Genomic DNA, 22697 nt, shown 5'->3' with positions numbered 1-22697 from the left:
CCTCCCGGTCCCGCAGCCCCACGGAACAGAGGACAGCATGAGATGGAAGCAGTTCAGATGGCGGCTCCTCATCGGCGCGGTGACAGCCGCACTGATGACGGTCGGGATCCTGCCGGTCACGGCCTCTGCGGCCGTACCGCGTCCCGACCTCGCCCTCGGTAAGCAGGCGACGGCCAGCGCTTCGAACGGTGCCTACTCGGCCTCGAACGTCACCGACGGCAGCCAGCAGACGTACTGGGAGAGCCCGGGTACGTTCCCGCAGTGGGTGCGGATCGACCTCGGGGCCCGGTTCGACGTCGATCAGGTGGTGCTGAAGCTGCCGAACACCTGGGAGGCGCGGACCCAGACGCTCGCCGTCCAGGGCAGCGACGACGGCAACGGCTTCAGCACGCTGTCGGCTTCGGCCGCGCGGGTGTTCACGCCGTCGGCGGGCAACACCGTCACCATCGGCCTCTCCGCGAAGCAGACGCGCTACATCCGGGTGCAGGTGACGGCCAACACCGGCTGGAACGCCGCACAGCTCTCCCAGGTGGAGGTCTACGGAGAGAGCGGGGGTGACGACCCCGGCCCACCGGTGACCGTGGGTTCCAATCTGGCGCTGAACAAGCCGATCGAGGCCTCTTCGTCCACGCAGAACTTCGTGGCGGCCAACGCCAATGACGACAAGACCGGCACGTACTGGGAGTCGAACGGCTACCCCTCGACCCTCACGGTGAAGCTCGGCGCCGACGCCGATCTCGAAGCCGTCGTCGTCAAGCTCTCCCCGGACCAGGCCTGGGCGGCGCGCACCCAGAGCCTCCAGATCCTCGGCCGCTCCCAGTCCGCCACCGGCTTCACCTCCCTGAAGGACCGGGCCGACTACGCGTTCAGCCCGGCCGGCAACGAGAACACGGTGACGATCCCGGTGACCGGCCGGTACGCGGACGTCCAGCTCAAGTTCTTCTCCAACACCGGCGCTCCCGGTGCTCAGGTCGCCGAGATCCAGGTCGTCGGTACCGCCGCGCCCAACCCGGACCTGACCGTCTCCGAGCTGAAGTGGTCGCCTGCCTCGCCCTCCGAGAGCGACGACGTCACCGTGACCGCCACCGTACGCAACACGGGTACGGCGCCGGCCGCCGCGACGACGGTCGATGTCAGCCTGGAAGGAGTGGTGGCCGGCAGCGCGCCGGTGAGCGCCCTTGCCGCCGGCGCGTCGGACACCGTGTCCGTCGATGTCGGCAAGCGGCCGATGGGCACGTACAGCGTCTCGGCGGTGGTCGACCCGAGCGACACGGTCATCGAGCAGGACAACACCAACAACAGCCGTACCGCCGCATCGAAGCTCGTGGTCTCGCAGAGCCCCGGCCCCGACCTGGAGGTCGTCGGCATCACCTCCAGTCCGGCGAATCCCGCGGTGGGCTCCGCCGTCACGTTCACCGTGTCCGTACACAACCGGGGAACCACCGCGGTGAGCGCGTCGACGGTCACGCGTCTTCTCGTCGAGAGCACCACACTGAACGGTACGACCGGCGCGATCCCCGCCGGATCCACGGTCACCGTGCCGATCAGCGGGAGCTGGACCGCGAAGAGCGGTGGGGCGAACCTGACCGCGACCGCGGACGCGACCGGCGCCGTCGCCGAGACGAACGAGAACAACAACGTCTACTCCCACGCCATCGTCGTCGGCCGGGGTGCCGCGGTTCCGTACACCGAGTACGAGGCGGAGAAGGGCGACTACCGGGGCACGTTGCTGACCTCCGACAAGAAGCGCACCTTCGGCCACACCAACTTCGCCACCGAGTCCTCCGGCCGCCAGTCCGTGCGGCTCAACTCCACCGGCGAGTACGTCGAGGTCACCTCGACCGTCCCGTCCAACTCGATCGTGGTCCGCAACTCCATCCCCGACGCCGCGGCCGGCGGCGGGTCTGAGGCCACGATCAGCCTCTACGTCAACGACACCTTCGCCCGCAAGCTGACCCTCTCCTCCAAGCACAGCTGGCTCTACGGCGACACGGACAGCCCGGAGGGCCTGACCAACCGGCCGGGCGGTGACGCCCGCCGGCTGTTCGACGAGTCCAACGCACTGCTGGGCCAGACCTACCCCGCGGGTACGAAGTTCCGGCTCCAGCGCGACGCGGGCGACTCGGCGTCCTTCTACATCATCGATCTCGTCGACCTGGAGCAGGTGGCACCGGCGATCGCACAGCCGGCCGGATGCACCTCGATCACCTCCTACGGAGCCGTCCCGAACGACGGGATCGACGACACGGACGCCATCCAGCGGGCCGTGACGGCGAACCAGAACGGTGACATCGGCTGCGTGTGGATCCCGCCGGGGCAGTGGCGGCAGGAGCAGAAGATCCTCACCGACGATCCGCTGAACCGTGGTCAGTACAACCAGGTGGGAATCAGTGACGTCACCATCCGGGGCGCCGGGATGTGGCACTCGCAGCTGTACACGCTGACCGCGCCGCAGGACGCGGGCGGCATCAACCACCCGCACGAGGGGAACTTCGGCTTCGACATCGACGACAACACCAAGATCTCGGACATCGCGATCTTCGGCTCCGGCACGATCCGGGGCGGTGACGGCAACGCCGAGGGCGGCGTCGGCCTCAACGGCCGCTTCGGCAAGGACACCAAGATCACCAATGTGTGGCTGGAGCACGCGAACGTCGGCGTGTGGGTCGGCCGCGACTACGACAACATCCCCGACCTCTGGGGACCCGGTGACGGTGTCGAGTTCACCGGCATGCGGATTCGCAACACTTACGCGGACGGCATCAACTTCGCCAACGGCACCCGCAACTCGACGGTGTTCAACTCCTCCTTCAGGAACACCGGGGACGACTCGCTCGCCGTGTGGTCGAGCAAGTACGTGAAGAACCCCTCGGTGGACGTCGGCCACGACAACCACTTCCGCAACAACACGATCCAGCTGCCCTGGCGGGCCAACGGCATCGCCGTCTACGGCGGTTACGGCAACACCATCGAGAACAACATCGTCTCCGACACCATGAACTACCCCGGCATCATGCTGGCGACGGACCACGATCCGCTGCCGTTCTCCGGGGAGACGCTGATCGCCAACAACGAGCTCTTCCGTACGGGCGGCGCGTTCTGGGGCGAGGCCCAGGAGTTCGGTGCCATCACGCTGTTCGCCTCCGGTCAGGACATACCGGGCGTCACGATCCGGGACACCGACATCCATGACTCGACCTACGACGGGATCCAGTTCAAGTCGGGCGGCGGGTCCGTGCCCGGCGCGAAGATCTCGAACGTCCATATCGACAATTCCGTCAACGGGTCGGGAATCCTGGCCATGGGAGGTGCCAGGGGCAGCGCGACTCTGTCCGGTGTGACCATCAGCGGCTCGGCCGACGGTGATGTCGTGGTCGAACCCGGCTCACAGTTCGTCATCAACGGCAGCGCCGGCAAGGCGTCCGCCAAGCAGTAGCTCCGGTCCCGCACCGGACACGACCCGGCCCGCGGCCGGCACGCCGTCGGGGCGTGCCGGCCGCGGGCGCGCGTGCCCGCCGCTGTCCGCCGCCGTCAAGCCCTGCCGCTGCCTCAGGCGCGCAGGGCCTCGCGGAGGTGCTCGCCGAACTCGGCGGGATGCGTGCTGAGCCCGGTGTGCCCGCCGGGGAAGTGCCGGAGTTCCGTGCCGAGACGCTCGGCCAGCAAGGCGGCCGGACGGTAGGGCAGCTCACCGCGCGAGTCCCGGCCGCACGCCAGGATGAGCCGGTCCGAGAGCTCTTCGAGCCGGTGCATGTCCGGTACGTAGGACATGCACGCGGGCACGATGCGTCCGACGAAGTACGGGAGGTCCGCCATCGTCCGCTCGGCCCGCGCCGCCGCTCGCGGTGGCAGCTCGACCGCCGCGACCGGTTCGTCGGTGTCACCGTCCTTCTTCAGCCCCGCCGCGAATGCCGCCATCGCCGGACCTAGCCCCTCCGCGCGGAGCGTCTCGGTGACGCGCGCGATGAGGGCGCGATGCGCGGGAGCGTCGGGGAGGACCTCGACCATCGGCGGCTCGTGCGCCACGACCCGTTCTACGGCTGCGGGACGGGCGGTGAGCAGATGCACGGCGGCGATCGCGCCGGAACTGCAGCCGAGGACACGGGCGGGCTCACCGGGGGAGAGCAGCCGCAGCAGGCGGAAGGCGTCGTCGGCGTGGACGGCCACGCGCTGCCCGGCCTCGGGGTCGTCCAGCGTGCTGCGCGACATGCCGCGCGGGTCGTAGGTCGCGACGGTGTATTCGGCGGCCAGCTCGTCGGCGATCGGGTCGAAGGACGCCGTGCCGCCCGTCCCGCCGGGAATCAGCAGGAGGAGCGGTCCGCGACCGCGTACCTCGTAGTGCAGGGTCGCGCCGTCCACGCGGAGGCTGCCGACGGTCGGTTCGGTCATGCGCGGTCGCCTTCCCGGGACGCGGGCCAGTGCTCCAGCAGGGTGTGCAGGGCATCGAGCGCCCGCACCCAGGAGTGCTGAGGCGAACGCGCGTGCCCGAAGCCGCCCGCGGCCTCCAGGGCGACGAAGCCGTGGAACGTACTGCGCAGCAACCGGACCGCGTCGGTCAGATCGGGCTCCGCGAGTCCGTAGCCGCGCAGCATGCCGTAGGTCAGCTCGACCGCGCGCCGCGGTCCAGGCGCCTTCGCGGCCAGTTCGGGATCGATCTCGATGGGGGTCTGCGTCGCCGTGTAGCGGCCCGGATGCTCGTGGGCGTACTCCCGCCAGGCGTCCGCGAACGCGACCAGCGCGTCCCGGCCCGCCCGCCCGGCCGTCGCCTCCGCGATCCGCATGGTCTTCTCGTCCGCCGCGAGCAGGGCGATCCGCCCGCGCAGATCCTCCAGACCCCGGACATGCGTGTAGAGGCTCGCGTCCTTCACCCCGAGCCGCCGCGCCACCTGAGACATGGTCACCCGGTCGAGACCGACCTCGTCGGCCAGCTCCGCGCCCGCGATCGTCACCCGTTCGACTGTCAGTCCGGCCCGCACCATGCGTCCTCCCCAAGTTCCTAAGGGGTCTAGATATAACCTAGGGCCCCTAGGTTCAGCAAGCCGGGTTCCCTGCGGCCGGGGCCGCTCGGCGCGAGTCCGCCGGGTGGGTGTGAAAGAAACGAAAAGAATACTAAGTAACCCACATTGGCGACAGCGGGGCCTCTCCCTATTTCTTCCGGACCGAACGTCCGGTTCAATGAGTTGAAGATCAGTCGAGGCGCTCGGGGGGAATCTCATCAAGTCACCGGTCGAGGATTGAAGCCGCTGAAAGCGGACATGGATGTACCGGGTTCGTGCGGGATTCCCCGTATGAGGTCGCCGCATCGAATCAGCTCAAATTCTCGGCTACCCACATTCGCCCTCAAGGGTGCGTGGGTGCTTGCCATTCAATTTCCGTACGCCCCTGGGGCTTTCGGCTTCCGAGTGAAGCCCGGCAGCCCTGGTTCCCCTTGCGGCGGCGCAGGTGGCGCGGTCGGTCAGCATTTCCACGGAGGTGTTTCGGGTGTACGAATACGAACGGCGCGCCGACGGCTGCATTCGGCCCGAGCGACGATTATCGACGAGGGTCAATTCCCAGGAGATCCTCCGTTCCCTCGCTTATCCGCTGCTCCTGGCGGCCACCCTCTGCGTGGCCGCGAGTTCGCTGATCCTGGACTGGGATCCCGGCCGGGTCAGCCCGCTCTTCCTGGTGGGAACTCTCATCTACCTGGCCGTGCTGGAAAGGCTCATCCCGCACCGGCGCGACTGGCATCCCAGCCGGGCGGAATGGCGTTGGTACGGCGTCTACTTCCTCCTCACCATGGCCGCGAGCGCGCTGGCACAACTCGGGGTGACGACCGCGGTCGGGAGGATCTCACCGGCCGATCCGGCGCTCCCGCTGTGGGCCGAGATCCCGGCCGCCCTGCTGAGCGGGTCGCTGGCCAGCTACCTGGTACACCGGCTGGGGCACGCCAACCCGCTGCTGTGGCGGCTGCACGGGGTGCACCACGTACCGCAGAAGGTCAACGTCGCGAACAACGGCGTCAACCACGTACTGGACATCGTCCTCGCCCAGGGCGCCGTCCAGCTCACCCTGGCACTGGCCGGTTTCTCCAGTCGCTCCGTGCTCGCCACGGGTCTGTTCGTGGCCGCTCAGGGCTACTTCGTCCACGCCAACATCGACGTGCGCATCGGCAGGCTCAACCACGTCCTGGCCAGCCCCGAACAGCACCGTCTGCACCACAGCACGGATCTGTCCGAGGCAGGCCACTACGGCTCCGACCTGTCGTGCTGGGACCACCTCTTCGGGAGTTTCACCTGGCGGCCGGGGCGCGAGCCGGCCGCGGTCGGTCTCTGCGACCCCGCCTCCTTCCCCGGAACCGGCGAGATCCTCGGAAGCCTTCTCCACCCGTGGCGCCGTGCGAAGGGGGCCTGAGGCGAGACCGTCCGACCTCGGGGGCCCCGGCGGCCCCGCACCACAGACTTCGGCGCTGCCTCCCGGCAGCGTGACCACCTGATGAGGAGTGTGCGAACTTGGCTGACGCGATCAATGACGCTTCTACGGGCAAAGTAGCGATCATCGGTATCGGCTGCCGCTTTCCCGGCGAGGCATCGGACCACCGGGCCTTCTGGCAGAACCTGCTGGACGGCAAGGACTGCGTCATCCCGACACCCGCGAACCGCTACGACGTCACCACCCTGAGGAGCGGCCTCCGGGACAAGCCCGGCCGCCTCGTGGGCGGCAGGGGCGGATACATCGAGGGCTTCGACGAGTTCGAACCGGCCTTCTTCGGCATCAGCCCGCGCGAGGCCGACCACATGGACCCCCAGCAGCGCAAGCTCCTGGAGGTGGCCTGGGAGGCCCTGGAGGACGGCGGCCAGCGGCCCGCCGAACTGGCAGGCAGCGACACGGCCGTCTACGTCGGCGCGTTCACGCTGGACTACAAGATCCTGCAGTTCGCCGATCTGAGCTTCGGGACACTCGCCGCTCACACCGCGACCGGCACGATGATGACGATGGTGTCGAACCGCATCTCGCACTCCTTCGACTTCCGCGGCCCCAGCCTCTCGGTCGACACCGCGTGCAGCTCGTCCCTGGTCGCCGTCCACCTGGCGTGCCAGAGCCTGAACAGAAGAGAGAGCGGCCTCGCGCTCGCGGGCGGGGTGCTCCTGCACATGGCACCGCAGTACACCATCGCCGAGACGAAGGGCGGATTCCTGTCGCCCGAGGGGCGTTCGCGCACCTTCGACGCCTCGGCCGACGGCTACGTACGTGCCGAGGGCGTCGGCCTCGTCGCGCTCAAGCGGCTGGAGGACGCGCTGCGGGACGGGGACCCGGTCTACGCGGTGATCGCCGGCACCGGAGTCAACCAGGACGGCCGGACCAACGGCATAACCGTTCCCAACGGGGAGGCCCAGATCTCCCTCGTGCGGCAGGTCTGCGCCGAGGCGGGCATCACCCCCGGTGATCTGCAGTACATGGAGGCGCACGGCACCTCGACGCCGGTGGGCGACCCGATCGAGGCCAACGCCCTGTCCAGGGCCCTCGCCATCGGGCGCGCCCCGGGCGCCGCCTGCTACGTCGGCTCGGTGAAGGCCAACATCGGGCACACGGAATCGGCTGCCGGCATCGCCGGGCTGATCAAGACCGCCCTCGCGCTCAAGCACCGCCGGATCCCGCCCCACATCAACCTCGAAAGGATCAACCCGGCCATCGACCGAGGCGCCTCGCCGTACGACATCCCCACCCGGGTGACGGACTGGCCCGAGCACGAGGGACCCGCGCGGGCGGGAGTGAACGCCTTCGGCTTCGGCGGGACCAACGCCCACGCGGTCCTGGAGGAGGCACCCGCGCACACGGCGCGCACCGAGAACCCCAGGCCCTCCCCGACCTCCCCGCCCGTCCTGCCGCCGCCGGAGCGCGCCTGGAGCATCCTGCCCCTGACCACACGTCACCCGGACGCCCTCCCGCAGCTGGCGCGGGGCATCAGCCGCGAGCTCGCCGGAGGGTACGGCCCCGCCGTCGCACTCGACGACCTCGGCCACACACTCGCCCACCGGCGCCAGCACCTCGAATCGCGGCTCTCCGTCGTCTACTCCTCCAGGGAATCCCTGGACGAGGCGCTGGACACCTATCTGCGGGGCGAGCCGCATCCCCGGGTGGTGCAGGGACGCCAGCTGGACGCCCCGGACCGCCGTCTGGTCTGGGTGTTCACCGGCATGGGCCCGCAGTGGTGGGCCATGGGCCGCGGACTGCTGGCCAGTGAGCCGGTCTTCCGGAACGCGGTCACCGCGTGCGACCGGGAGATCCGGAAGATCGCCGGATGGTCCCTGATGGACGAGATGGCGGCCGACGAGAGCCGGTCGCGGATGGCGGAGACGTGGCTCGCGCAGCCCGCCAACTTCGCCGTGCAGATCGGTCTGGCGGCCCTGTGGCGTTCCTACGGCATCCAACCGGACGCCGTGGTCGGACACAGCACCGGCGAGATCGCCGCCTTCTACGAGGCGGGTGTCTACACGCTGGAGGACGCGGTCAGGATCGCCGTCCACCGCAGCCGGCTCCAGCACACCCTGTCCGGAACGGGCACCATGCTCGCCGTCGGGCTGCCGGAGGCAGAAGCCGATCGCCGGGTGCGCCCCTACGGGGACCTGATCTCCGTGGCAGCCGTCAACAGCCCCACCTCGGTCACCCTGGCCGGGGACGGGGCCGCGCTGGACGCACTGGCCGACGAACTGCGCACCGAACAGGTCTTCACCAAGTTCCTCGCGGTGGAAGTGCCTTACCACAGCGCCGCCATGGACCGGATCAAGGACGAACTCCTCATCGCGCTCGCCGGCATCGAGCCCCGCCCGGCGACGGTTCCGGTTCACCTGACGGGCCAGGAGGGCATCGCGCAGGGCGTCGAGCTGGACGCCGGCTACTGGTGGAAGAACGTCCGCGACCGGGTGCGCTTCCACGCGGCCGTGGACCGGCTGGCCGACGACGGCCACCGGCTGTTCCTCGAAATCGGCCCCCACCCGGTCCTCGGACACGCCATCCGCGAATGCCTGGAGGCCAAGGGCCGCACGGGAGTCCCGGTGCCGTCGGTGCGCCGCGCGGAGGACGAACCCGAGCGCTTCGCCCTGTCCCTGGCCACCCTGCACAACCACGGGTTCGACATCGCGTGGGACGTACTCCAGCCCGTCGGACGCACGGTCCCGCTGCCCCGCTACCCCTGGCGTCGTGACCGGCACTGGACGGAGCCGGTAGCCGTCGCACAGATCCGCCTCGGCTGGCTCGACCACCCCCTGCTGGGCCGCCGCACGGACCACACCGAACCGACCTGGCAGGCCCGGCTCGACACCGAGACGCTGCCGTACCTGGCCGACCACCGCATCCAGGATTCCGTGGTCTTCCCCGCGGCCGGATACCTGGAGATGGCCGCGCAGGCCGTACGGGAGCTGACCGGGGGCACGGACGTCGTGCTGGCCGACATCGATCTGCGCAAGGCGCTCTTCCTCGCCGAGGACGACGCCCGCACGGTCCACCTCTCCGTGTCGCTGGAGGACGGCGGCTTCGTCATCGCGTCCGCCGCGGCCGGGCCCGAGGCGGATCGGGTGGTGCACGCCAGCGGTGCGGTCCGTACCGCACAGCGCCGCTCGGCCGGACCGCCGCTGCACGCCGCCCCGATCAGGGACCGGTGCGCACGCCGGCTGGACAACGAGGAGTGCTACACCGCGCTGGCCGCGCTGGGTTATCAGTACGGTCCCGCCTTCCAGGCCATCGAGGAGGTCTGGATCGGCACGGACGAGGTGCTGGCCCGGATCACTGCGCCCGAGGCGATCGGAGGCGGGGCCGCGGACCACCACATCCACCCGGTGCTGCTGGACGCCTGCTTCCAGGCTCTGCTGACGCCGCAGCTCCTGCCCGGGGAGACAGCGGCGGGCACCGGCATCCGGTTACCTCTGTCGCTCGACGAGATGAGCGTTTCCCCCGTGGGCGACCGCACCTTGTGGGTGCACGGCACGGTGCGACGCCACGACGGGGACGAGCTGGTGGGTGATCTCGCGCTGTACGCCGAGGACGGGACGGCGCTGGGCAGTATGCGGGGATTCCGCGCGGCCGATGTGGAGAAGGCCTCGGGGGCCGTCTCTCGCGGCACCGTCGACTCCTGGCTCGCGGAACCCGTCTGGACCGACCGCCCATGGGCGGCTGCCCCCGGGGCACCGGCCGAGGCATCCGGCACCGGAGAGCCGCAGGACTGGCTCGTCCTGGCGGACAACGGGGGAGTGGGCGACGCCTTCGCGGAGCTGGTGACCGCGCGCGGCGACCGCTGCCGCACGGTACGGGCGGACGACGCCGGCGACCGGCCGGCGCGGGCCGGAGAACCGCCCGCCGCACCGGACCGCGCCACCCGGCTGGAACAGCTCTTCACCGAACTGGACCGCGACGGCACGGCCTTCCGGGGCACGGTCGTGCATCTGTGGAACCTGGACCAGCCAGGCATCGACGCCTCCGAGCGCCAGGATGTGGTGCGGGCCGCCGACACCGGGGCCTACTCCCTGGTCGCGCTCGCCAGGATCCTGCTGGCCCGGCAGACCGGAGGACGGCTGCACGTGGTCACCCGGGGCGCCCAGCCCGTGTCACCCGGGGAGGCGACCGAACCGCTCGGCGCGCCCGCCTGGGGCGTCACACGTGTGCTCCGGCACCAAGAGCTGGCCGGACACCCGGGCAAGCTGATCGACCTTGACCCCGCACAGGGGCCCGGCGCGTCCGGAGTCCGGGCGGACGCCGAGACACTCCTGCGCGAGTTCCTCAGTGACGACGAGGAAGAGATCGGGCTGCGCGGCGACCGCCGGGCGACCAGCCGCATCCGGCCCGCAGAAGGGCTGACCAGGCCACTGCCGCTGCGCCTGCGGGCGGACGGAAGCTATCTCGTCACCGGGGCGTTCGGCGCCCTGGGCCGGCTGCTGTGCCGGACGCTGGTGAAGCGCGGTGCCCGCCGGCTCATCCTGATGAGCCGGACCCCCGTACCCGGCCGCGACACCTGGCAGGACACCGAACCGGCAACGGCGCAGGGCAGGGCCGTGGCCCTCCTCAGGGAGCTGGAGGCCGCAGGCGCGCAGACCGTCCTCGCGCCGGTCGACGTGACCGACGAACACGCGCTGACCGACTGGCTCGATGAGCACCGGCGGGGCGGGGCACCACCCGTACGCGGTGTGTTCCATCTCGCGGGCCAGGTGCGGGACAGGCTGGTCCCCGACATGGACCGCCCCACGTTCGACGCGGTGCTCGACCCGAAGGCCGTGGGCGCGTACCTGCTGGACAAGCACCTGCGGGACGAACCGCTCGAACACTTCGTCCTCTTCGCCTCGATCGCCTCGCTGCTGACGACCGCGGGCCAGACCAACTACGCGGCGGGCAACGCCTTCCTGGACGCGCTGGCACATCGGCGGCGTGCCCAGGGGCTGCCTGCGCTGAGCCTCGACTGGGGCCCGTGGGCCACCGGAATGATCGAGGAACTGGGCCTGGTCGACCACTACCTCCACAGCCGGGGCATGAGCTCGCTGTCCCCGGAAGCCGGGATGAGCGTCCTGGAACGCGTCATCGGGCAGGACCGGGCGCAGCTGCTCGTCGCCACGGTCGTCGACTGGCAGACCTTCCTGGCCTGGTACGACTCCCCGCCGCCGCTGGTCACCGAACTGGCCGCGGCCGCGCAGGAACACGCCGTGGAGGAGGGCGGCGGACTCCTCGACGCCTTCCGCGACGCTGGGGAGGCGGACCGCCGCCGTCTGGTGACCGACCGGTTCACGGCGATCACCGCCACGGTCCTTCGCACCGCGGCGCACGAGATCGACCCCGGCGCCGGGCTCACCGGGCTCGGACTGGACTCGCTGCTCGCGATGGAGCTGCGCGCCAGGACACAGGCCGATCTCGGAATCGCCCTGCCGGTGGTCGCCCTGCTGAGCGGCACCTCCGTGGCGGAACTGGCCGGCCGGCTGTACGACGGCCTGACCGAACGGGTCGCGGCCGGCAGCGCGGGGGAGAGCGACGCGACGGCCGTGGAGGTGTTCACCGACGAGCTGAACCACCCCCTGACCCAGAACCAGAAGGCGCTCTGGTTCCTCAAGCAGCTCAACCCCGACGGCTACGCGTACAACATCGGCGGCGCCGTGGAGGTGCGCGCCGAAATCGAACCCGAGCTGATGTTCGAGGCGGTGCGCAGGCTCGTCGCGCGCCATCCGGCGCTGCGCGCCAACTTCCACCTGGAAGACGGCCTGCCGGTGCAGCGCACGACCGTTGGCACGGAGCCCGACCTCGGCCTGTTCGACGTCCAGGGCCAGGGCTGGGAGGACATCCGGCGCACGATCATCCGCGAGTACCGCAAGCCGTACGACCTCGAACGCGACCCGCTGGTGCGGTTCCGGCTGTTCAAGCGCGGGCCGAGCCGCTGGGTCATCATGAAGGCCGTCCACCATATCGTCTCTGACGCGATCTCGACGTTCACCTTCATCGAGGAACTGCTCGCCGTGTACGAGGCGCTGAAGCAGGGCCGGGAACCCGCCCTGCCGCCCGTCGGTGCCCGCTACCTGGACTTCCTCAACCAGCAGAACCGGTTCCTGGCAGGGCCCGAAGCCGGCGGAATGCTCGAATACTGGCGCTCCCACCTGCCCGCGGAGGTCCCGCTCCTGGACCTGCCGGTGGACCGGCCCCGCCCCGCCGTGCAGACGCACAACGGCGCCTCGGAGTTCTTCGTGCTCGACGCGGAGCTGAGCGCCCGGGTCCACGCACTGGCGCAGGAGCACGGCGTGACGCCGTTCATGGTCCTGCTCAGCGCCTACTACATCCTGCTGCACCGCTACTCCGGCCAGGACCACGTCATCGTCGGCAGCCCGGTGACCGGCCGCACCCACCAGGAGTTCTCCTCGGTCTACGGCTACTTCGTCAACCCGCTGCCGCTGCACGCGGACCTGTCCGCGGGCCCCACGGTCGCGGAGCTGCTGGAGCAGGTCCGCAGGACGGTCCTCAACGGTCTGGACAACCAGGAGTACCCGTTCGTCCTGCTGGTCGAGGAGCTGGGTCTCCAGCACGACCCCAGCCGCTCGGCCGTGTTCCAGGCGATGTTCATCCTGCTCACCCACAAGGTGGCCACCGAGCAGTACGGCTACCGGCTGGAGTACATCGAACTCCCCGAAGAGGAAGGACAGTTCGACATCACCCTGTCGGTCTACGAGGACGAGGCGGAGGGGCGCTTCCACTGCGTCCTCAAGTACAACACCGACCTCTTCCTGCCCCGGACCGTCCGCCGCATGGCCGCGCACTACGTCCAACTGCTCGACAGCATGACGCGGGCGCCCGCCGAACTGCCCACCCCGAGGCTGGAGATGCTCGGCGCCCAGGAGCGCGAGCAACTGGTCACCGAGTGGAGCGGCTCCTCCCGGCTGCCGGCCGTCGCCGGACGGGAACCGGCCCGTGACCGGACCGTCCACCAGCTGATCGGGGACATCGCCACCGCCCACCCCGAGGCCGTCGCCGTCTCCGTGCCGGACCTGCGGGGCCCCACGGAACACCTCACGTACGGAGAGCTCGACCGCAGGGCCGACGCCAGGGCTCGGCGGCTGCGCGAGCTCGGCGTGACCCAGGGGTCCGTCGTGGGGCTGTGCCTCGACAAATCAACGGAACTGGTCGTCACCCTCCTCGCGGTGCTCAGGGCGGGCGGCGCCTACCTGCCGGTCCACCCCGACCAGCCCGCGGAGCGCGTCGCCCACGTACTGTCCATCGCGGGGGCCGCCCTCATCGTCGTCGACGACACGCGCGCCGCGTGGGCCGGGAGCCTGCCCGTCACCGTACTGACCCCGGCGGGGCTGCGCGCCACGGAGACAGCGGGACCCGCACCGCAGGAGACCGCCGACCTCGACGCGCCCGCCTACGTCATCAACACCTCGGGGTCCACCGGCCGTCCCAAGGCCGTACGGGTCAGCCATCGCAGCCTCGCCTCGGCGTACGCGGCATGGTCCGGGGAGTACCGGCTGGTTGACGCGGCACGCGTCCACCTCCAGATGGCCGAGCCCTCGTTCGACGTGTTCACCGGCGACCTGGTCCGCGCCCTGTGCTCGGGCGGCCGGCTGGTGCTGGCCGACCGGGACCTGATCTTCGACACGACCCGGCTGTACCGCACGATGCGGACGGAACGGGTCGACTGCGCGGAGTTCGTCCCCGCCGTCGTACGGGGCCTGATGGACCACTGCGAGCGTGCGGGCGAACGGCTCGACTTCATGCGCCTGCTGGTGGTCGGATCCGACGCGTGGAAGGTGGCGGAGTACGAACGGCTGCGCGGTCTGTGCGGCCCCGGCACCAGGGTGATCAACTCCTACGGTGTCACCGAGGCCACCATCGACAGCGCGTTCTTCGAAGGGCCAGCGGACGGCCTTGAGCCCGGTCTCATGGTGCCGATCGGCCGCCCGCTGGCCAACAGCACACTCCACGTCCTGGACGAGCACGGCGAACCCGTCCCGCCCGGGGTGCCGGGCGAGCTGTGGATCGGCGGCGAGGGCGTCGCGCTCGGATACGCCGGCGACCCGGAACAGACCGCGCAACGCTTCGTGACACGGCACCTGAGCCGCGCGCCGGGCGCCAAACCGGTACGGCTGTACCGGACGGGCGACGTGGCGCGCTGGGACACGCACGGCCGGATGCACCTGCTCGGACGCAGCGACCACCAGGTCAAGCTGCGCGGCCACCGGATCGAGGTCGCCGAGATCGAATCGCACCTGGCGGGCTGGCCGGGCCTCGCCCGAGCCGTGGTGGCCGTCCGCCCCGACGCCGCCGGGGACCCGGCCCTCTGCGCGTACTGCGTGGCGGAGCCGGGCCGGACACTGGACCGGCGGGCCGTCCGCCGCCATCTCGCGGGAGCAGTGCCGGCCTTCATGGTGCCCTCCCACGTCGTCGAGCTGCCGGAGCTGCCGCTCACCGCGCACGGAAAGGTGGATGTCGCCGCGCTCCCGGTGCCGGCCGGGGCGGACAGGCAGCAGTCCTACGAAGCACCGGTGACCCTCTACGAACTCAGCATGGCCCGGCACTGGGAAGCGCTCCTCGGGATGGACCGGGCGGGGCTCGGGGACGACTTCTTCGAATCCGGCGGAAGCTCGATCAAGCTGATCGAGCTTCTCCACCACCTGCGGACGGAGTTCGGCATCGGCGTCCCGGTCAGCCGCCTGTACCAGGCCACCACCCTGCACGGCATGGCCGCGGCCGTGGAGGACCTCGTCAACAACACGACCTCGGAGGAGCTGCCGTACCTCACCTTCAACCCCGGGCCGGGACAGCCCGTCTTCTGCTTCCCCCCGGCCGGCGGCCACGCGCTCGTCTACCGGGGCTTCGCGGCACAGCTCCTGACGTACCCGATCGTCGCGTTCAACTACGTTCCCGGTGACGACAAGGTGGTCCGGTACGCGGATCTGGTGGAGTCCGTCGAGCCGGAGGGCCCCTGCCGGCTGCTCGGGTACTCGCTGGGCGGCAACCTCGCGTTCGAGGTGGCCAAGGAGCTCGAATCACGCGGGCGCGAGGTCTCCCACGTCGTGGTGCTGGACTCCCGCCGCATCCTGGAGACGTACGAGCCGGGCGAGGAGGGCGTAAGGATCTTCGAGGCGGAGCTGGGCCGGCATCTGTACCAGCACACCGGCTCGGAGATCGTCGCCAAGACCGTCCTCGAACACGCGGCCGAGTATGTCGGCTTCTGCGGCAGAACTCCCAACACCGGAACGGTGGCGGCCTCGGTCGGTGTCGTCACCGACGAGGAGAAGGCGGGCCTCTATGCCGTCGGCGCCCCTGGCACCTGGCACGGCAGCTCCACCGGCGGGACCCACGTCCTGCGGGGCTCCGGGACACACGCCGACATGCTCGACCCGAAACACCTTCCGCGCAACGCCGCCCTGGTACGCGCCCTTCTCACGGGGGACGCCGACCATGCCGGATGAGGACGACTGGGACAGCCCGCACCGGACACCCGGCAGCGCGCCCCGCGTCATCGTCATCGGCGCGGGGGTGGCAGGCCTGTCCACCGGCTGCTACGCGCAGATGAGCGGGATGCGGACCCGCATCTTCGAGAAACACGTGCTGCCCGGTGGATGCTGCACGGCCTGGTCCCGCGACGGCTACCTCTTCGACTACTGCATCGAGTGGCTGATCGGCACCGCCGCGGGCAACGACGCCAACCAGGTCTGGCGCGAGCTCGGCGCGCTCGACGGCAAGACCGTCAGGAACTTCGAGCTGTTCAACAAGGTCGTCGACGAGGACGGCCGGTCGGTGACCTTCTGGAACGACCCGGCCCGGCTGGAGGCACACCTGCTGCGCGTATCGCCCGCCGACGCACGGCTGATCCGTTCCTTCTGCCGTGACCTGAGAAGGTTCACGGAGATCGAGCTGTACCCGTTCCTGACCGCGCCGGCCCTGCGGACCGTACGGGAGAGGGCGGCGACACTGCGCACCGTACTGCCGGCGTTCCGCCTCTTCTGGCGCACCGCCGCCACCCCGATGCACCGGTTCGCGGACCGGTTCGAGGACCCGCTGCTGCGCAGAGCTTTCCGGAACATCTTCTTCCAGGACCCGGAGGGCTTCCCCCTGCTCCCGTACCTGTTCAACATGGCCAGCGCCTACCACGGCAACGCGGGCTTCCCGCAGGGCGGTTCGCTCGGCCTCGCCCGCTCTGTCGAGGAGCGGTACACCGGGCTCGGCGGGACGGTCACCTACCGCGCCCGTACCGAGAGGGTGCTGGTGGACCGCGGCCGGGCCGTCGGAATCGAGCTCCGCAACGGCAGGAGGTACTACGCCGATCACATCGTGTCCGCCGCCGACGGGCACACCACCGTCTACGAGCTGCTGGGAGGCAGATACACCGGCCCGAGGATCGACAAGCTCTACACCGAACTGCTGGAACGCCCCGGAACGCTGTTCCCCGCCGTGGTCTCCGCGTTCGTCGGCGTCCATGGAGGTCTGCCCGCAGGGGACGCCCACAGCACCACGTACCTGCTGGGGCCGGAGGAGGCCGCCGAACTGCCCGGCGCACTCCAGAACAGCCTAGTGGTCCAGTTGCGCTCGCGCTACTCGGACGGCTTCGCACCGCCGGGCAAGTCCGTGGTCCACTGCACCTACTTCAGCGACTACACCTACTGGAAGGCGCTGCGCCAGAGCGACCGCAAGGCCTACTGGGCGCAGAAGCGCAAGGTCGCCGACTTCGTACGGCGGTTCCTGGGACGGCTCTGGCCGGGCACCGCCGAGCGGATCGACCTGGTGGACGTGGCCTCACCGGCGACGACCCGGCGCTACACCGGAAACCACAACGGCTCGATCCTTGCCTGGAAGGCGTTCTCCGACGCCGACGACGTCTCCGCCGGCCTGGTCGGCAAGGACCGGATGCGGCTGCCCGGACTCAGCGGGTTCTCCATGGCCGGCCAGTGGGTCGGCATGGGCGGCCTGATCCGTGCCGCCTCCACCGGCCGCTTCGCCACCCAGTACCTGTGCGAGGAACTGGGCCTCCCGTTCAAGGCCTGGGAGAGCGGCGGCACCGCCCCCTGGCACCCGGACAGACTGGGAAAGCTGCCTCAGCTCGACCGGTGGTCCTCCAAGGAGGGAACCGGCTCATGAGGACAGAGAGGAGTGAGACGAAGAGGTCTGCGGCGCGGGGACCGCGCGACAGACAGACCATGATCATCATCGGTGCCGGGCTCGGCGGCCTCTCCACCGGCTGCTACGCCCAGATGAACGGCTACCGCTCCCAGGTGCTGGAGATGCACGAGATCCCAGGAGGGTGCTGCACCGCCTGGGAACGCGGCGACTTCACCCTGGACGCCTGCGTCAGCTGGATGCTCGGCAGCGGCCCCGGCAACGAGATGCACCAGATCTGGCTGGAGCTCGGCGCCCTGCAGGGCAAGGAGGTGCGCCACTTCGACGTCTTCAACATCGTGCGGGGGCAGGACGGCAGAGCGGTCTACTTCTACTCCGACCCGGACCGGCTGCAGGACCATCTCACCGAACTCTCGCCCGCCGACGCGAAGCAGATCCGGGAGTTCTGCCGCCAGCTGCGCTCCTTCCGCAAGGCGCTGGCCGTCTACCCGTTCCTCAAACCCGTAGGGCTGATGGGGCGGGTGGAGCGATGGCGCATGCTGGCGTCGTTCGTCCCGTACTTCAACGCCGTGCGCAAGTCGATCTCGGTGCTGATGTCGGAGTACTCGGCCCGGTTCAAGGACCCGCTGCTGCAGGAGGCGTTCAACTTCGTCCTGTACGAGAAGCACCCGGCGTTCCCCGTACTGCCGACGCACTTCCAGCTCGCCTCGCACGCCAACCTCTCCGCGGGCGTCCCCGAAGGCGGCTCGCTCGGCCTGGCCGAGTCGATCGAGCAGCGCTACCGCAGGCTCGGCGGCCGGGTCGCGTACAACACCAAGGTCGAGGAGGTACTCGTCGAGGACGACCGGGCGGTCGGCGTCCGGCTCAGCGACGGCCGGGAACTGCGCGCGGACATCATCGTGTCCGCCTGCGACGGACCCACCACGATGATGAAACTCCTGAAAGGCCGCTACCTGAACGACGCCTACCGACGCCTCTACACCGAGACCCTCCACGAACCGGGCATGGTGTTCCCCGGCTACTTCACCCTCTTCCTGGGCCTGAAACGGCCCTTCCCCGAGGGCGAACCGTGCACCACCTACCTGCTGGACGAGGCGCAGGCGGCCGAACTGACCGGCATCCGCCACCGCAGCATCAACGTCCAGTTCCGCAGCCGCCACTACCCCGAGCTCTCGCCGGACGGGACGACCATCGTCTACGCCACCTACTTCTGCGACATCGCCCCCTGGCGAGCCCTGGACGAAGGCCCGGAACAGATCACCCGGAGCCGAGGCGGCCAGGAGCTCCACACCCTCCCCGTGCGGCACGGACGCGGCTACTACGCGGCCAAACGGCGGGCACGCACGGCACTCGTGAGATTCCTGGAGGAGCGGTACCCCGGCCTGGAGGACGCCATCGCGGTACGTGACGTCTCCAGCCCCCTCACCCAGGTCAGGTACACCGGCAACCACGACGGGACGGTCCTGGGATGGCAGCCGTTCGTGGAGAGCGGCGAGACCCTGGAGGAGCTCATCAAGAAGCACGGCCCCGGGCTCCCGGGCCTGGAGAACTTCTACCTGTCCGGCGTCTGGGCGACCACGGGCGGACTGATCCGCGCGGCCGCGGCGGGCCGGCATGTCATGCAGTTCGTCTGCCGCGACGACGGCAGGGCGTTCACCGCCTCCCTCGACGAGACCCGGCCGCCGCCGACCCATCTCGTCATTCCGGTCGGGGGGCTCCCCGCGGCCCGGTCCGGATCCGGATCCACCCGCGTGGAACAGGAGCAGAAGTGAAGATCAAGGAGTGGGTCGTCCGCGAACACGTCGAGGGCACTCCCGACGTCGACCGGATCTACGAGAAGGTCGTCCGCGACATCGACGTGGACCTCGCACCCGACGAGATGCTGCTCAAGACGCTCTACGTCTCGGTCGATCCCTACCTCCAGGGCATCGCCCTGGACACCCCGCTGGGCGGGCACATGGGCGCCGACTCGATCATGGAAGTGCTCGATGCCGGCCCGCGGGCGGCGCACCGGCCCGGCGATCTCGTGCAGGGCTTCGGCGGCTGGCGCTCCCATCTGATCAGTTCCGGAGAGGAATCGCTCTGGCAGACGGGGACCTTCCCGATGGTGTTCCCCGCCTTCCGCCGGCTCGACCCGAGCTGGTACGACGACGCGCTGCCCCTGGCGACGGCACTGAGCGCGATGGGCGGTCCGGGCATGACCGCCTGGGGCACGCTCGCCACGTTCCTCGACGCCGGACCGGGGGACACCATGGTGATCAGCGGCGCCTCCGGAGCGGTGGGGACGCTGGTCGGCCAGCTGGCCAGGATCGCGGGCGCCCGGGTGGTCGGCACGACGTCGAGCCCGCAGAAGGCGCAGTACCTGTCGCGGCTGGGATTCGACGAAGTCGTCCTCTATCGGCAGGGCGACAGCGCCGACAGCGTGCGCGAAGCGCTCGCACGGGCGGCTCCGGACGGCGTGGACCGCTACTTCGACAACCTCGGCGGTGCCGTGACCGACGTGGTCTTCTCCCTGCTCAACGTCGGCAGCCAGGTGGCGGTGTGCTGGCAGTGGGCGACCCAGGTCGGCCGGGACGCGGTGGGGCCCCGGCTCCTGCCGTACATCATGTTCCCTCGGGCCACCGTGCGCGGGATCTTCTCCCTGGAGTGGTTCACCGAAGAGAACTGGAAGACGCTCCACACCGAGCTGGGCGACCGGGTCCGGCGGGGCGAGGTGGTCTGTGACCACACCCTTCACTACGGCTTCGACCGCATTCCCGCAGCCTACGGGAGTCTCTACCACGACCGAGGGGCCAACCTGGGGAAGGTGCTGGTCGAGCTGTGACCGTCCGGCCGATCCCCCGGACCTTCCCCCGCCCCCCTCCGGCCCGGCCGTCCGCCGGTCCGCTGTCCTGTCGAACCCGCACAGCCAGGAGGTACCTTGTCCACCGCAGTCAGCACCGGCAGCAGTGCCGGTCCCGAACCGCTGCTGTCGCCGCTCCACCGCATGGAGTTCGCCGCCCCGGGCCCGCCGCGGCTCACCGAGCTCCCGGACGGGTCGCCGGCCTGGCTGGTCAGCCGGTATCCCGATGTCAAACAGGTGCTCAGCGACAGCCGGTTCGGCCGCGCCGAGCTGTACGCGCCGGACGGCCCGTCCGTCACCCAGGCGCCGGGGCTGGTCAATGACCCGGACCTGATGTTCAACCAGGACGGCCCCGACCACCTGCGACTGCGCCGCACCCTGCGCCGCGCGTTCACTCCGCGAGCGGTCGCCAGGTGGCAGCCGTGGATCGCGGCGATCGTGGAGCAGCTGCTGGACGGGCTGGCGCGTGGCGAGGGGCGGGCGGACATCGTCGCGGAGTTCACGCTGCCGTTGCCGGTGGCCGTGATCAGCCGGCTGATGGGGCTGGACGAGTCCGCGCGTGAGCGGTTGCGGCACTGGAGCGATCACGCCTTCACGGACGGCTCCCGCAGCGGTGACGAAGTGGGCGCCGCCATGGCGGAGTTCTCCGAGTTCGGCGCACAGCTCCTGGCGGCACGGCGGCGCGAACCGGGGGTCGATCTGGTGAGCGGTCTGGTAGGGGCCGCCGACGAGGAGGGAGGCATCCCCGAGGCGCAACTGGTCAGCCTGGTCTGCGGGCTGGTGGTCGGCGGACACGACAGCACGATGACCATGCTCGGCAACTCGCTCCTCTACCTGCTCACCGAGAGGCTGGAGGCCTGGCCGCTCCTCGCGGCCTCCGAGGAGGAGGCCGGCACGCTGGCCGACCGCCTGCTCCACCTGATCCCCCTGGGCGACGACCGGGGAAGCACCCGCCGCGCCACCGAGGACGTCGAGGTCGGGGGCGTCCTGATCCCGGCCGGAGCGGTCGTCCTGGCGGACTGCGGCATGGCCAACCGCGACCCCGCCGTCTTCCCGCCCAGCACGGCGGACGACCTGTTCGCACCCATGGAGGCCCCCACCCTGTCGTTCGGCGCCGGACCGCACTACTGCCTGGGCGCCTGGCTGGCCCGGACCGAACTCCAGCTGGCCCTGCACCGTCTGGCGGCCAGGTTCCCGGGGCTCCGGCTGTCCCAGCCGCCGGAATCCGTCCACTGGCGGGTCGGTACCACCTCGCGCAGCCCGGAACACCTGCTGGTGACCTGGCCACGGACGTAGTCAGACACGGCCTACCACCTACCTCGGGTACGTGAGCCGCTCAGGAAGAGCGCACGAGGTCGGTGACCGGGTACGAAACGGTGTCCTGGGCGGGGCGGGAGAGATGGGCAGCGGTGTGGAAATGGCCGTCCGTCTCTTTCCCCCGCGGGTCCTCGCCGGCCGAGGTCACCGACTCCACGGCGAACTCCCGCTCCTGCGGACTGGTGAAGCGGCGCTGCACGAAGGTGTGGGGAGTGGCCTTCTCAGTGACCAGTCCGAAGGACTCCAGGCACTCCGCGATGGGCCGGTAGGAGCCGGTGCGCAGCACCAGCGACGCCACCCAGACCGGAGCTTCGGCCGACTCCAGAAGTGGCCGGAAGGTGCGCGAGGACAGGAAGCTGGCGCCGCCGGTGACCGTGATCAGACGGACGCGCCGTGCCGCGCGCAGCAGGGCGGCCGAGGGCGGCGCGACCTCCAGGTTCTCCCCGAACGCCTCGTCCAGCAGGCCCACCTCGCGTGCGTAGGCGACGGCGTTGGACGCCGCGTCGAGGCCGAACACGGGGACCGCGTCCGGGCGGCGACTGGCCCGGTAGAACTCGCGGTCCCAGGCGGTCAGTTCGTCGGTGGTCATCGCCGAGGCCCGGGGTGAGGTGTAGTGGTCGTACAGGTCGTCCAGCGTCAGATCGTGGTTCAGCAGGGCCGCGTTGATGCCGTAGGAACAGCAGATGTCCAGCACCGCTCCGGCCCCCGGTGCGCACACACCGGTTGCGATCAGCCGGCGGTGGATCTGCTGGGCATGGTGCGGCGTCCGGTAGCCCAGCGGCCGGAAGGCGCCGAAAAAGGCCCGTGGGTCCGGCCGGTCGTAGATCTCGTCGAAGGGCGTCATCGACTCCTGGGCCGAAGCGGTTCCGGCCGCCCCGGCTCCCGGATCGGCGCCCTGCCCGTGGTCGTTGCCCGCTCCGTCCGATGTTCCGACCGTCACACGCGCTCCCTTGTCGCCCCGCCCGCACCCGTCCCGGCCAGC

Annotated in this window: 10 protein-coding genes; 7 read left to right on the top strand and 3 right to left on the bottom strand. The window is 70.3% G+C overall.

Features of this window, described 5'->3' with window-relative positions; genetic code table 11:
• Nucleotides 1-37: 37 nt before the first annotated feature.
• Nucleotides 38-3436: a CARDB domain-containing protein gene (locus ACZ601_RS00375; RefSeq protein ID WP_469531627.1), complete on the top strand. Its 3399-nt coding sequence runs from the start codon at nucleotides 38-40 to the stop codon at nucleotides 3434-3436.
• A 113-nt stretch (nucleotides 3437-3549) separates the two neighbouring features.
• On the opposite strand, the gene ACZ601_RS00370 is transcribed toward ACZ601_RS00375, so the two are convergent.
• Together ACZ601_RS00370 and ACZ601_RS00365 are read right to left on the bottom strand one after the other, a co-directional pair.
• On the bottom strand, nucleotides 3550-4386 hold the full coding sequence (locus ACZ601_RS00370) for an alpha/beta fold hydrolase (RefSeq protein WP_469531626.1): 837 nt from the start codon (nucleotides 4384-4386) through the stop codon (nucleotides 3550-3552).
• Nucleotides 4383-4976: a TetR/AcrR family transcriptional regulator gene (locus ACZ601_RS00365; RefSeq protein WP_469531625.1), complete on the bottom strand. Its 594-nt coding sequence runs from the start codon at nucleotides 4974-4976 to the stop codon at nucleotides 4383-4385. Before ACZ601_RS00365 ends, ACZ601_RS00370 begins: the two co-directional genes overlap by 4 nt.
• A 580-nt stretch (nucleotides 4977-5556) precedes the next feature.
• Between ACZ601_RS00365 and ACZ601_RS00360 the strand changes: the two genes are divergently transcribed.
• From ACZ601_RS00360 to ACZ601_RS00335, 6 genes are all read left to right on the top strand, one after another.
• Nucleotides 5557-6390 carry a sterol desaturase family protein gene (locus tag ACZ601_RS00360; RefSeq protein WP_440576234.1) on the top strand — a complete coding sequence of 278 codons (834 nt, stop codon included), beginning with the start codon at nucleotides 5557-5559 and terminating at the stop codon, nucleotides 6388-6390.
• A gap of 98 nt (nucleotides 6391-6488) precedes the next feature.
• The gene (locus tag ACZ601_RS00355) at nucleotides 6489-15911 is read left to right on the top strand and encodes a non-ribosomal peptide synthetase/type I polyketide synthase (protein ID WP_469531623.1); all 9423 of its coding nucleotides are present in this window, start codon (nucleotides 6489-6491) and stop codon (nucleotides 15909-15911) included.
• A complete protein-coding gene (locus ACZ601_RS00350) occupies nucleotides 15901-17577 on the top strand; it encodes a phytoene desaturase family protein (protein ID WP_469531621.1) in 1677 nt (558 codons plus the stop codon). The genes ACZ601_RS00355 and ACZ601_RS00350 overlap by 11 nt, the downstream gene beginning before the upstream one ends.
• Nucleotides 17578-17636: 59 nt before the next feature.
• Nucleotides 17637-19328, top strand: coding sequence for a phytoene desaturase family protein (locus ACZ601_RS00345; RefSeq protein WP_469531620.1), 1692 nt, complete (start codon nucleotides 17637-17639; stop codon nucleotides 19326-19328).
• The gene (locus tag ACZ601_RS00340) at nucleotides 19325-20380 is read left to right on the top strand and encodes an MDR family NADP-dependent oxidoreductase (protein ID WP_469531619.1); all 1056 of its coding nucleotides are present in this window, start codon (nucleotides 19325-19327) and stop codon (nucleotides 20378-20380) included. The genes ACZ601_RS00345 and ACZ601_RS00340 overlap by 4 nt, the downstream gene beginning before the upstream one ends.
• A gap of 162 nt (nucleotides 20381-20542) precedes the next feature.
• Nucleotides 20543-21694, top strand: a complete 1152-nt coding sequence (locus tag ACZ601_RS00335; RefSeq protein ID WP_469533751.1) for a cytochrome P450 — start codon at nucleotides 20543-20545, stop codon at nucleotides 21692-21694.
• A gap of 40 nt (nucleotides 21695-21734) precedes the next feature.
• Here ACZ601_RS00335 and ACZ601_RS00330 read toward each other — a convergent pair whose 3' ends face one another.
• Nucleotides 21735-22655, bottom strand: coding sequence for a hypothetical protein (locus ACZ601_RS00330; RefSeq protein ID WP_469531617.1), 921 nt, complete (start codon nucleotides 22653-22655; stop codon nucleotides 21735-21737).
• Nucleotides 22656-22697: the final 42 nt, after the last annotated feature.

This window comes from Streptomyces sp. NPDC104307 (assembly GCF_055584045.1).
Note: the sequence above shows the minus strand (reverse complement) of the source record. Positions and strands in the feature narration are given on the sequence as shown.

Excerpts from the sequence above, each read along its gene's own strand:
- ACZ601_RS00365 (WP_469531625.1), bottom strand. The coding sequence starts at position 4,976 with ATGGTGCGGGCCGGACTGACAGTCGAACGGGTGACGATCGCGGGCGCG.
- ACZ601_RS00345 (WP_469531620.1), top strand. The coding sequence starts at position 17,637 with ATGATCATCATCGGTGCCGGGCTCGGCGGCCTCTCCACCGGCTGCTAC.
- ACZ601_RS00335 (WP_469533751.1), top strand. The coding sequence starts at position 20,543 with ATGGAGTTCGCCGCCCCGGGCCCGCCGCGGCTCACCGAGCTCCCGGAC.
- ACZ601_RS00350 (WP_469531621.1), top strand. The coding sequence starts at position 15,901 with ATGCCGGATGAGGACGACTGGGACAGCCCGCACCGGACACCCGGCAGC.
- ACZ601_RS00375 (WP_469531627.1), top strand. The coding sequence starts at position 38 with ATGAGATGGAAGCAGTTCAGATGGCGGCTCCTCATCGGCGCGGTGACA.
- ACZ601_RS00370 (WP_469531626.1), bottom strand. The coding sequence starts at position 4,386 with ATGACCGAACCGACCGTCGGCAGCCTCCGCGTGGACGGCGCGACCCTG.